Below are 11,375 nucleotides of genomic sequence, written 5' to 3'. Positions count from 1 at the left end.
ATGGACGTCCCTGTCTTCGTCGAGGGCCTCTCCAAGGTCTACCACGCCGATCGCGCGGACCTCGCCGTGCGCGCGGTCGACCGGATCGGCTTCGAGGTGCGCCGCGGCGAGTCGGTGGCGATCATCGGGCCGTCGGGGTGCGGGAAGTCGAGCCTCCTGAACATCCTCGGCTGCCTCGATCGGCCGACGGAAGGCACGTACCGGCTCGGGGGGCGCGACGTGGCGGAGCTCGACGACGACGAGCTCGCGGGGCTCAGGAACCGCCACATCGGGTTCGTGTTCCAGAGCTTCAACCTGCTGCCGCGGATGACCGCGGCGGAGAACGTCGAGCTGCCGCTGCTCTACGGGGCGGTGAAGGACAGCCGCGCCCTGGCCGAGAGCGCGCTCGCGCGCGTCGGGCTCGCGGCGCGCTCGAGGCACCTGCCGTCCGAGCTCTCGGGCGGCCAGCGGCAGCGCGTGGCGATCGCGCGGGCGATCGTGACGCGGCCGTCGATCCTCCTGTGCGACGAGCCGACGGGCGCGCTCGACAGCCGGACGGGGCGCGACGTGCTGGAGCTGCTCCTCTCGCTGAACGCGGACGGGACGACGCTCGTGATGGTGACGCACGACCTCGGGGTGGCGCGGGCGCTCGCGCGCGCGATCCACATGAAGGACGGCCGCATCGTGGCCGACGGGCCGTCGAGCACGGTGGTGGCGGCGTTCCACGCGAGCGAGATGGAGGCGGCATGCTGATCAAGGAGACCGCGAAGAGCGCGTGGCGCTCGCTCGCCTCGAACCGGCTGCGCACGCTGCTCACGATGCTCGGGATGATCATCGGGACGGCCGCGGTCGTGGCGGTGCTCGGCATCGGCGAGGGCGCGCGCAGCAGCGTCGAGGGGCGGATCCGGTCGCTCGGCGCGAACCTGCTCATGGTGCGGCCGGGGTCGGCGTCCACGGGCGGGGTCCGCTCCGGCGCGGTGAAGACGCTGACCGAGGGCGACGCCGAGGCGCTGAGGTCGCTCGACGGCGTGGCCGCCGTCGCGCCGGAGCGGAGCGGCAGCGCGCAGCTCCGGTACATGGCGAGCAACCTGAACGCCTCGGTCACCGGCATCACGCCGGCGTACCTGGAGGTCCGGTCGCTCGCGATGGGCAGCGGCGTGCCGTTCTCCGAGCACGACGAGCAGCAGCGCGCGCGCGTCGTGATCCTCGGCGCGAACGTGGCGCGGCAGCTCTATCCGGGCGTCTCGCCGCTCGGCACGCGGCTCCAGATCAACGGGAGCGCGTTCCGGGTGGTCGGGGTGCTCGCCGAGAAGGGCTCCGGCATGGGCTCGCCGGACGACGGGGTGTTCGTGCCGCTGTCGACGCACCGGTCGGTGCTGTTCGGGCAGGACCACCTGTCGACGATCTCGCTCCAGCTCGCGAGCGAGGACAGGTCCGAGGTGGTGATCGCGCAGCTCGAGCAGCTCCTGCGCCTGCGCCACCGGCTGCGGCCCGATCAGGCGAGCGATTTCGAGGTGCGGTCGCAGGCCGAGATGCTGGCGACGATGGGGCAGATCACGGGCACCTTCACGACGCTGCTCGGCAGCGTGGCGGCGGTGTCGCTGATCGTCGGCGGCATCGGGATCATGAACATCATGCTCGTGTCGGTGCGGGAGCGGACGCGCGAGATCGGCGTGCGCATGGCCGTCGGGGCGCGCCGCCGGGACATCCTGCGGCAGTTCCTCGTGGAGGCCGTCGTCGTGTCGCTCGCGGGCGGCGTGGCCGGCGTGGGCCTCGGGTACGGGGCGGCGGTGCTGCTGTCGCGGTTCGGCGAGTGGGCCACCATCGTGCCGCCGTACGCCGTGGGGCTGGCGCTCGGGGTGTCGATCCTCATCGGGATCACGTTCGGCGTGGGCCCGGCGCGGCGCGCGGCGCGGCTCGATCCGGTGGAGGCGCTGCGGTTCGAGTGACGGTCGGGGAGGGCTGGGGGGCCGCATGACGCGCACTCATGGGTGCATCGGGCTCCGGAGAGGCCGGGGGGCCCAGCCCGATCCGGTTGTGTCTTCCGCTGCTGTCCATGAGCCCGGCGCAGGGCTCCCTCGAAGCCCACGCACTGGGCGAGCCAGAGAACGCCGTTGCGATGGAATCGACGGTGGCCGCGCCGAGCTACAGGACAGGCAGCGGAAACTCCGAAATGATCAGCTTCGGCTGAGTCATCCGGCCGCCCGCGCGTCTGGAGAACGCGCCCGGTGTGAGCCCGACGAGCTGACGGAAGTCGGCGATGAGGTGGGCTTGGTCATAATAGCCCGCGTCCGCGGCGATGCGTGCCCAGTCGCACGAGGTCGCTGCCATTCGCACCGCGCGTTGCAGGCGGGCGGTCCGCGCGAACTCCTTCGGGCCGATGCCGACGTTCTCGGTGAAGGCGCGGCGAAGATGCCGCGCCGTGACGCCGAGCCGGTCGGCAACACCCTCCACCCGGACCTCGCCCTCTTCGAGCAAGCGAACCGCACGACGAGCGAGCTTCGCCGATGCCGTCTCGAAGGGGTGGCTGGCACGAAGGGCGAGCGCCCGGGCGACGCAGTCCATCACGTCCGCGCGGCTCCTCGCGGCGAGGAGCTCACCGCCGAGCTCGCGCCCGGCGCGGCCCCACACGTCCTCCAGCGGAACCATCCGGTCCGTGAGCTCGCTCGCCGCCACGCCGAGCAGCGGAACCGACCAGCCTGGCCTGAACCGGAGCGTGACCGTCCGCGCGAGGCCGGTCTTGGTCTTGAATAGCGCGCGCGTTCGGGGGCCCGCGACCCACACATCCCCCTCGCGCGCGCCCTCGAGCGCTCGAAAAAGGAGGGTCGTTCTGCCGTCGGGGAGCCACTCGAGATCGAGCGCCTGACCGGGGGGCGGCGCGACCGCACGGACTTCCTCGACGAAGCGCGGGAGCGCGAGGGTGGGGAGATCCATCGCTGCGGCCACGTTCACCACTCTTACGCCTTTCGTGCGGCCGTTCAAGCCGACGCGGGGCCCCGCATCGATCGGCTACCGCTCGCTGTCGAGGACCTTCATTTGCTGGGCGGGGTAGCGCGCGCCGCCGATCGCGTCCGCTGGCACGATGCGCTCGAGCGCCGCGACGTCGCTCGCCGACAGCGGCTTGTCGAGGGCCACGAGGGCATCGTCGAGCTGGGCTCGCGTGCGGGCCCCGACGACCGGCACCAGCGTGGGTTGCTTCGCCAGCACCCACGCGAGCGCCACCTGAGCCGGCGTCATCCCGCGCTCGCCGGCGAAGGCGTGGAGCTTCTCGACGACGCTCGCGTTCTTTGCCCCTTGCTCGCCTGCGAAGCGCGGCATGTACTGTCGGAAGTCCCCCTTTCCCGAAGGCTTGCTGCCGGTGAGCAGCCCCCGCGAAAAGACCCCGTAGAGCGTCGCGCTCATCCCGAGCTCTGCGAGGGCAGGGAAGATCGACGCCTCGGGCCCGCGCGTCGCGATCGCGTACTCGATCTGCAGGTCCACGATCGGGTGCACCGCGGTCGCGCGCCGGATCGTCTCGACCCCCACCTCGGACAGCCCGATGTGCCGGACGAAGCCGGCCTTGACGAGGTCGGCGATGGCCCCGACGGTGTCCTCGATGGGCACCTGCGGGTCGAGGCGCGCGGGGCGGTACACATCGATGACCTCCACGCCGAGCCGTTGCAGGCTGTATGCCGCGAAGTTCTTCACGGCCGCCGGGCGGGTGTCGATGCCCAGCATGGCGCCGTCCGGGCCGCGCATCGCGCCGAACTTCACCGAGAGCTGGACCTTGTCGCGCACCCCCTCGATCGCGCGCCGGATGAGGAGCTCGTTGTGCCCGTTGCCGTAGAAGTCTCCGGTGTCGATCAGGGTGATCCCTCGCTCGATGGCGTGGCGGATCGTCGCCACGCCCTCGGCCTCTTCGGCCGGGCCGTAGGCGCCGGACATCGCCATGCAGCCGAGGCCGACGGGAAAGACGCTGGGCCCGGTCTTGCCCAGCGGAGTCGATCGGAGGAGGGAGCGGTTCATCGTGGCGTCGAGATTGGTCATGGGATGTTCATGGCACGCGCCCGCGGCCTCCGATTGGATAAACCGGACATCTGCAGCTGATGATGGTTCAGATCGGCGATATCGGACCGAGCGGCGCGGACCTGAGCTGGGTTACAGGGCTCACGAACCTCATGTGGATCGAGGGGCGCTCCGACTCCATCACCGACCTCTCGCCGCTCGTGGGCATACCGCGCGTCCACACGCTGGATCTATCGGACAACCTGATCGAGGACGCGTCCCTGCTGAACGACATCGAGTTCGACCGCTGCGCGCGGGTCTCGATCGCGGGGAACCCCGGAGAGAGTTCTTTCGGCGTGGGCCCGGCGCGGCGCGCGGCGCGGCTCGATCCGGTGGAGGCGCTGCGGTTCGAGTGAGCCGGGGGGGCTGGGGGGAGAGGCCGGGTCAGACGGGCCGGGTGGCGGCGAGGGCGGCGAGGAGCGCGGCGTTCTGGTGGAGCGACTCCACGGCGTGGTGGAGGGATTTCTCGGCGTAATAGACGGCTTCCACGTCGAGGCCCTCGGCGAGCTGGCGGTTGTGGCCGTCCTTGAAGCAGACCTGGTTCTTGGGCTTCACGATCTCATCCAGGGCGCCGCGGTCATTCGCCCAGGCCTGGAACAGGGATACATGCTTTCCCCGGCACGCCGGGTTCTCCTCGCAGAACCGGGCCCCGGCGCGCGTGTTCTGGAAGAGCCAGGCTTCGATGCTGTAGTAGGGCACGACGAGGAGGAGCTGCGACAGCGCCAGATCGCCAGCCGGAGCGCGGCCGGTCTGGCGCCGCCGATGCTCGACGAACTGGCGCACGTCGGTCTCGATGAAGCTGCGGAATTTCGTGACGTTCTCGCTCGCCTCGCGCTCCGTCCACGGGCGGTCGCCGTCGATGTGGTAGAGCACGAAGGCGCGGTCGCCTTCGAGGAGCTTCGTGGCGATGTACCCGATCAGGTCGAGGCGAGCTCGGTAGTCCCGCGGCTCCCGGCTCTTCCAGAGATTGCCGCGGAGGGCCTTGCGTACGCCCTCGCCCTCGGGCGGCTCGAAGCGGACCTGTTGCCAGTCGTAGCTGCTGTCGACGAGGCGGAGGAGGTTCTTCGCGAGCGCGACGAGCGTATCGTGCGCGCCCCCGGCTGAATCCTCGCTGAGCACCAGGATCGAGCAGCGGGCGACGCTCACCAGAGCCCTCGCGTCCGCAGGATCTCGCCGACGTGCTCGATGCCGACCTGGTAGGCGCGATAGAACATGTCCGCCTCGTCGTCGGTCATGTTGCGCCAGATCATCCGCTCGCGGTCGCCGTCGGCCTGGTTGCGGCAGAGGATGAAGCTCTCCTTGACCTGCTCGGCGGACTCGAAGGACAGGTAGTCGAGGAGGAGCGGGTTCTGGCTGGTGAGGAACGCCTGCCGGTCGCCGATGGCGTTCATGCACTCCTCGATCCACGCGTGGTGGAGGCCGTTCACGAGCTCGTCGGCGATGACGAAGCTGGGGTTCGCGTCGAGGTAGTAGAGGAACGCGAGCAGGCGCTTCTGGCCGTAGCTCAGGTGCTGGTCCTGGAAGATCGAACCGTCGCGGCGGGTGAACCAGAATTTAAGATTGCCGAAGTCAAGTTGCTCTATCTTGCTGGTTTCATGTACTCTCTTGTCAATAAGCTCGAACATGGCGGTCGCGGACAGTAGGCCGAGTAGGCGAACTGTTTCGGATAGAAAAGGTAATTCATCGTGGCGGATTGAGTGCTCGATTGTGGATGTGGGTAAGTCCACTCTGGTGAGTATGTCGATAATTTTCTTCGGTACGATTCCATGAGCAGGGATGCCGCCACCCGGTTCTCGCGGCGAGCCATTGTCGGACCGTCGAGCAATGCTAATTTCTGGCCGTAGGTCGCCTTCCGGGAGACCGGTGATAGTTTGTCTCGCTGTGAGTGCGCGAAACATGTCTAGGGATTCGTCGAATCGGCAGGCGTTCCAAAGATCCGTTAGGAAATCGACGAGTGGGCCTATTGGAGGGGTTGATGCAAAATTTAGGATCAGATTGAGTGTGCCGATGGAGCTCATAAGAAGTCCTAGCGGCCACCCATCTTCTCGTCCTCCGCCCTGGATTATGACCCTGTCGTCCGAGCGCCGGATCGAGATTGTCGTCTGACAGTCTGCTACGCTCAGCACGAGATTGAAATCCGGTACCTCGGAGGCTGCGTACGCACCTACGCGGGCCATCGGCGGCAGGCGTAGGAGCTCGGCCGCATCGGTCCGGGGTTCGCGGCTTGCGATCGTCCCGCTGAGCATCCCTCGAGGGAGCATCAGCTCAATCTCGATCGAGAAGGGATCGCCCGGATCCGCCAGGTTCGTCCTGAGCACCTTCGAGATCAGCGAGAGGAGCGTCGTCTTCCCGGCGCCGTTCGGGCCGAGCAGGACGTTGCGGCGGTCGCTAAAGATGAGCTCGCATGGCTCCACGTTGCGGTAGCGGTGGATCTTGAGGCGCTTCAGCTTGACCACGGTGTGGCAGCGTAGTCTCCGGCACCGCCGGCAGGCAACGAGAACGCCTCGGCTCCGGCCACCCGGCCGGTCGGGGAAAGCCGGGGGCCCGCTCCGGTCGCTCCCGACGCGACAACCTCCGCCACGTCTTCGAGATCGCAGAGCTTTTCAGTGCCGGCTCGCCGCCGGCCAGCTATCCTGTCCGGGGCATGTCGGTCCTGCTGCAGAACGATCACCTGACGGTCATCCTGCACGAGGACCTCGCGATCGTCCGGAGCACGCGCTCCGAGGTGCCGTATCCGTCGCCCGACGATTTCATCCGGGTCCACACCGAGGCCCTCAAGGCCTACGAGTCGCTCGATCGCGCGAGCCTCGGCCACCTGATCGACCTCCGACAGCCCCCGATGAACAACGACCCGGGCTTCGAGGCCGCGACGATGCGCACCCGCAGCATGCTCGTCCAGGAGTTCGGCTGCGTCGCCATCGTCGTGCGGACCGCGGTCGGCGCCCTGCAGGTGAACCGGCTCCTGCGTGAGGAGAACAACGACAACGTCCTCGTGTTCCACGAGGAGGAGGTCGCGTTGGCCTACCTCCGCGGCGAGCTGCGCAAGCTGGGGCGCCGCTCCAGCGCGCCGCCGGTGGTCCGCCCCCGGAGCTCCCACCCCGCGGCGCGCCCCGCCAGGCTGCGCTGACGCGGCGCAGCGCCGCCGGCCCGGAGGCAACGCGGCGCCCGGCGCGACGGCGCCCGGCGCGACGGCGCCAGGCGCGACGGCGCCCGGCCCGACGCCCCCAGCCTCACCGCGCGCGCGCGCGCCGCTTCTCGGGCGCGCGGCGTTCTCGTAGAATCGTGCGATGGGCGCCGGCGGCATCACGTGTCCGCGCTGCGGTCTCCTGATCGACGCGCAGGGGCGCTGCTATCCCGGGTGCACAGGCCCGCTCGCCACCCTGCGCTGCGGCGGCTGCTACCAGCCGAACCTGCCCGACGCGGAGCGCTGCGAGGGGTGCGGGCACGAGCTCGGCCTGGAGCCGATCGCGGAGCCCGACGCGCTCCGCTGCTCGGACTGCGACGCGCCGTTCTCAGCGTTCCGCGCCCCGACAGGCCTGCTGCGCGACTGCGGCCGCTGCGGCGGCCAGCTCGTCGACCACGCGCTCCTGCGAGACCTCCTGGAGCGCCGCGAGAGCTACGGCAAGAGCGCGCCTCACCCGCCGCGGCGCCCGGGGCACGTCGACATGCGCGTGCGCTACGTCCGCTGCCCCGCCTGCCGCCAGCCGATGAACCGAAAGAACTTCGCCGGCAAGAGCGGGATCATCGTCGACATCTGCAAGGAACACGGCACCTGGTTCGATCGCGGCGAGCTCCCGCAGCTCCTCTCCTTCGTCGCGTCGGGCGGCGCCGCGAGGGCGCGACAGCAGCAGATCGAGGAGGCGGAGCGCTCGCGCCGCCAGGCGGAGCTCGCCAGGGACGCGGCGAGGCGCGCGAGCGCCGTCGCGCCCGCGTCGACCTGGGAAAACCGGCGCATGGTGGTGGAAGAGCTCCTCGAGCTGCTCTGGCAGATCACCCGCTGATCTGGCGGACTGTATGCGTGGCGACCGCCGCGGACAGGGCACGGACAACACGTGCCAATGGACAGCGCGCGAGGGACAGAGCAACCGACGCTCGCCCGCCGACCGTCGACCGCCGCCGCGCTGACAACTCTTCTCCGTTTCATCACATTACTTAACAGTTCAGTGTGCGTGTCGCGCAGCGCGCGGCGCGGAATCCTCGGCTCTTGCGCGGCGCTGTGCGGAGAACATGAGGTCTCACAAGGTGTCATGTCGAGCCTCGTGTGTGCAGCGTCGCTGGAGAAGGCTCGAAATTCACTCAATGTCTTGATCTTCGACTCTCGTGTGCTTTCTCATGGCTCATGATGACTTCTCGAGCTCGCTTCACTTCAGTTGGTCCCCGACTCCTCCTGTGCGCCGCGCCCGTCCTCCTCGCCGCCTGCGGCTCGGGAGAGCTCGCCGCCCCGGAGCTATCGGATCAGCAGGCGTCCGCCGCCGTGGCGGCCGTGAGCCTGAAGCCGACGAGCGACGTCGCGCTGACGAAGATCTGGGGGGGCGGTGGCACCCCGCCCATCCACGCGCTCGTCGACGACGGCACCTCGTTCCTGGAGAGCGACGGCGGCAGCACGTTCGCGCGGAGCTCGCCTGGGACCGCGACCGCGTCGCTGACGCTCGGCTACGCGGGCGCCCCGGCGGGCGGCGCGACCCAGGTCGTCGTCAACTACCAGGCGTGGACGATCGACGGCGGCGCCGGGACCGTGCGCGTCAACCTCTACGACGGCGACACCCTCGTCGGCTCCGGCCCGGCGCGCACGCTCCGCGCGATGCAGCAGAACCTGAGCGACACGTTCAGCGATCTCAAGGTGAGGAACAGCGACCAGCTCCGGACCGAGCTCGTCTTCGAGAACACGGCAGGACGCGGCTCGCTCGTCACCTCGATCGTCTGGATCGACGTCACGCCCGCGGACGCAGGCACGCCCGCGGACGGCGGCGCGCCAGGGGACGGCGGCGCGTCGACCGACGGCGAGCCCGTCGTATCCGACAAGCTCGTGCCGAGGAACGGCGCCTGGTGGGGCGCCTACAACTCGGCGAAGAACTACGGCTGGGACTGGGGCGCCGCGATAAAGGACTTCGAGGCGAAGGCCGGCCGCAAGCTCGACATCGTGTACCGCTACCACGACTGGGGCACGAGCGATAACGGCGTCTTCCCGGACAGGTACGAGACCGCGCAGATGAGGGAAGGATACATCCTCCACCTGTCATGGGAATCGCGCCGCTACTCGGGGGGCACGAACGTCACGTGGACCGAGATCGCGAACGGCTCGCAGGACGCCGTGATCAGGGCCGCTGCCGAGCGCGCGAAGAACGCGCCCGGCAAGCTCATGATCGCCTTCGACCACGAGATGGACAACGTCGACGTCCACGCCGCGGACGGCCCGGACGCCGACTACGTGCGCGCGTACCGGCGCATCGTCGACATGTTCCGCGAGGCGGGCGCGACCAATGTCGTGTGGGTCTGGACCCCGATGGGCTGGAGCGGCACGCGCGCCCGGCTCCCCGCCCTCTACCCGGGAGACAGCTACGTCGACTGGATCGGGTACGATCCCTACAACTTCTACGTGTGCAACGGGGGAGGGTGGAAAGATCCCGCGACGACGTTCGGGAGCCACTACCAGTGGATGCACGAGCCGGCGCAGAGGGCCTGGCACGGCGACAAACCGTACATCCTGAGCGAGTTCTCGAGCCACGAGGACCCGGCAGACCCGAACCGCAAAGGCGAGTGGATGCGCGGCGTCGTCGACGCCCTGAAGCGGTATCCCGACATCAAGGCGGTGCAGTTCTACAACTCCAACGTGACCCTCAGGAGCGCTTGCAAGCTGGCCGTCGACTCGAGCCCGCAGTCCGTGGCGGGCTATGCCGAGGCCGGGCGCGACCCGTACGTGAATCAGCCGCACCAGTGAACCGGTGAACCAGGGAAGTGCGAGCCAGCCGCACCGGTGAACCAGGGAAGCGCGAGCCAGCCGCACCGGTGAACCAGGGAAGCGCGAGCCAGCCGCACCGGTGAACCAGGGAAGCGCGAGCCAGCCGCACCGGTGAACAGTGGACAAGGGAAGCGCGAACCCTGGACGATAGGTGCGTGCAGGACGGTCGACGGCATCGTATGACGTGCCGCCACGCCATGACGTCCCTTGACCAGCGCCTGTCGGCCTTCGAGCTGTCGATCCTGCCGACCTGGGTCTACGACCACGAGCTCTATCGCTTCCCCTGGGCCAACGCCAAGGCGATCCAGTTCTGGCGCGCGACAGAGCGCGCCGAGCTCCTCTCCCGCGACCTCTCGGACCTGTCCCCGGCCGTCCGCGCGCGGCTCGACGGGTACCTCCGCACCGTCGCGGAGGGCGGCACCGTCATCGAGGACTGGACGCTTTATCCGCGCGGGGAGCCCGAGACCGTCACCCTCCACGGCCAGGGGATCCGCCTCGACGATGGGCGGCTCGCCATCCTGTTCCAGGCGCTCCCGCGGCGGCCCGGCGTCGACGAATCCATGGTGCGCGGCGTGGAGGCGGTCCGCCACTCGTCGGTGCTCGTCAGCGTCGTCGACGGGGAAGGCAAGGTGCTCTTCCACAACCCCGCGGCCCTGCGCGCCCTCGGCGACGCGCCGCAGATCGACGCGGCGTTCCCGGACGACGGCGTCGGCGCAGCCCTCCGCGGCGCGATCGACGCCGACGCGCCCTGGGCAGGCGAGGTGCGGGTCCTGACGACCGACGGCGAGCGGTGGCACCGGGTGGAGGCGCGCCGCACGACCGATCCGGTGACGGGCGCGCCCGCGGTGCTCGTCCAGCAGCTCGACGTCACCGCGCAGCGCCGCGCCGAGGGGCAGATCGAGGAGCAGGGCCGGCTCATCGACGAGCTCAACCGCTCGCTCGCCCTCGTGGAGGAGCAGCGGCGGCAGATCCTGAAGCTCTCGGCGCCGATCCTCGACGTGGGCCGGGGGACGCTCGCCGTGCCGCTCATCGGGCGCCTCGACGCCGAGCGCGGCGGCGAGCTCGGCGAGCGGCTCCTGCCCGCGATCGTCGCGCAGCGGGCGTCCCACGTGGTCCTCGACGTGACCGGCGCGGACGCGCTCGATCCGGACGGCGCCGCCGCCCTGGAGCAGCTCGCCCGCGCCATCCAGCTCCTCGGCTCCCGGCCGATCCTCACCGGCGTCCGCCCCGAGGTCGCCCGCGCGCTCGTCGACGTCGATCTCGGCGAGGACCTGCTCGTCCTGCGCAGCCTGGGCCGCGGCCTGGAGGTCAGCCGGAAGCGCGCGGCGGCACGGCGAGCGTGAACCGACGCGATCAGGCGTGAACAGGCGCCCTGGGGCGTAATCAGGCGCAA

General features: G+C 69.8%; 11 protein-coding genes. 7 read left to right on the top strand and 4 right to left on the bottom strand.

Going from position 1 to position 11,375, the window contains the following annotated elements:
• On the top strand, positions 1-732 hold the full coding sequence (locus tag WMF24_RS25305; RefSeq protein ID WP_437729948.1) for an ABC transporter ATP-binding protein: 732 nt from the start codon (positions 1-3) through the stop codon (positions 730-732).
• A complete protein-coding gene (locus WMF24_RS25300) occupies positions 726-1,928 on the top strand; it encodes an ABC transporter permease (RefSeq protein ID WP_437729947.1) in 1,203 nt (400 codons plus the stop codon). The genes WMF24_RS25305 and WMF24_RS25300 overlap by 7 nt, the downstream gene beginning before the upstream one ends.
• Positions 1,929-2,124: 196 nt before the next feature.
• On the opposite strand, the gene WMF24_RS25295 is transcribed toward WMF24_RS25300, so the two are convergent.
• Together WMF24_RS25295 and WMF24_RS25290 are read right to left on the bottom strand one after the other, a co-directional pair.
• Entirely contained in the window at positions 2,125-2,961 is an 837-nt protein-coding gene (locus WMF24_RS25295; protein WP_437729946.1) for a helix-turn-helix domain-containing protein, read from the bottom strand.
• 27 nt (positions 2,962-2,988) lie between these two features.
• Positions 2,989-4,005, bottom strand: a complete 1,017-nt coding sequence (locus WMF24_RS25290) for an aldo/keto reductase (RefSeq protein ID WP_437729945.1) — start codon at positions 4,003-4,005, stop codon at positions 2,989-2,991.
• 59 nt (positions 4,006-4,064) lie between these two features.
• Between WMF24_RS25290 and WMF24_RS25285 the strand changes: the two genes are divergently transcribed.
• A complete protein-coding gene (locus tag WMF24_RS25285) occupies positions 4,065-4,379 on the top strand; it encodes a hypothetical protein (RefSeq protein WP_437729944.1) in 315 nt (104 codons plus the stop codon).
• Between the two features lie 28 nt (positions 4,380-4,407).
• Here WMF24_RS25285 and WMF24_RS25280 read toward each other — a convergent pair whose 3' ends face one another.
• Together WMF24_RS25280 and WMF24_RS25275 are read right to left on the bottom strand one after the other, a co-directional pair.
• Entirely contained in the window at positions 4,408-5,169 is a 762-nt protein-coding gene (locus WMF24_RS25280; RefSeq protein WP_437729943.1) for a hypothetical protein, read from the bottom strand.
• Positions 5,166-6,479, bottom strand: a complete 1,314-nt coding sequence (locus WMF24_RS25275) for an AAA family ATPase (RefSeq protein WP_437729942.1) — start codon at positions 6,477-6,479, stop codon at positions 5,166-5,168. The genes WMF24_RS25280 and WMF24_RS25275 overlap by 4 nt, the downstream gene beginning before the upstream one ends.
• Before the next feature lie 188 nt (positions 6,480-6,667).
• Between WMF24_RS25275 and WMF24_RS25270 the strand changes: the two genes are divergently transcribed.
• The 4 genes from WMF24_RS25270 to WMF24_RS25255 all read left to right on the top strand — a co-directional run bounded on the left by WMF24_RS25270 (position 6,668) and on the right by WMF24_RS25255 (position 11,325).
• Positions 6,668-7,150, top strand: a complete 483-nt coding sequence (locus tag WMF24_RS25270) for a hypothetical protein (protein ID WP_437729941.1) — start codon at positions 6,668-6,670, stop codon at positions 7,148-7,150.
• 160 nt (positions 7,151-7,310) lie between these two features.
• A complete protein-coding gene (locus tag WMF24_RS25265; protein ID WP_437729940.1) occupies positions 7,311-8,024 on the top strand; it encodes a zf-TFIIB domain-containing protein in 714 nt (237 codons plus the stop codon).
• A 338-nt stretch (positions 8,025-8,362) separates the two neighbouring features.
• Complete coding sequence (locus WMF24_RS25260) at positions 8,363-9,961, top strand: glycoside hydrolase family 26 protein (RefSeq protein WP_437729939.1); 1,599 nt, start codon at positions 8,363-8,365, stop codon at positions 9,959-9,961.
• Between the two features lie 218 nt (positions 9,962-10,179).
• Positions 10,180-11,325: a PAS domain-containing protein gene (locus WMF24_RS25255; protein ID WP_437729938.1), complete on the top strand. Its 1,146-nt coding sequence runs from the start codon at positions 10,180-10,182 to the stop codon at positions 11,323-11,325.
• The last annotated feature ends 50 nt before the right edge of the window (positions 11,326-11,375 follow it).

The organism is Sorangium sp. So ce1335, assembly GCF_051521615.1.
Classification (GTDB): domain Bacteria; phylum Myxococcota_A; class Polyangia; order Polyangiales; family Polyangiaceae; genus Sorangium.
Note: the sequence above shows the minus strand (reverse complement) of the source record. Positions and strands in the feature narration are given on the sequence as shown.

Coding starts and splice junctions, on each gene's coding strand:
- WMF24_RS25285 (WP_437729944.1), top strand. CDS start 4,065: ATGATGGTTCAGATCGGCGATATCGGACCGAGCGGCGCGGACCTGAGC.
- WMF24_RS25260 (WP_437729939.1), top strand. CDS start 8,363: ATGATGACTTCTCGAGCTCGCTTCACTTCAGTTGGTCCCCGACTCCTC.
- WMF24_RS25300 (WP_437729947.1), top strand. CDS start 726: ATGCTGATCAAGGAGACCGCGAAGAGCGCGTGGCGCTCGCTCGCCTCG.
- WMF24_RS25265 (WP_437729940.1), top strand. CDS start 7,311: ATGGGCGCCGGCGGCATCACGTGTCCGCGCTGCGGTCTCCTGATCGAC.
- WMF24_RS25305 (WP_437729948.1), top strand. CDS start 1: ATGGACGTCCCTGTCTTCGTCGAGGGCCTCTCCAAGGTCTACCACGCC.
- WMF24_RS25255 (WP_437729938.1), top strand. CDS start 10,180: ATGACGTCCCTTGACCAGCGCCTGTCGGCCTTCGAGCTGTCGATCCTG.
- WMF24_RS25270 (WP_437729941.1), top strand. CDS start 6,668: ATGTCGGTCCTGCTGCAGAACGATCACCTGACGGTCATCCTGCACGAG.
- WMF24_RS25290 (WP_437729945.1), bottom strand. CDS start 4,005: ATGACCAATCTCGACGCCACGATGAACCGCTCCCTCCTCCGATCGACT.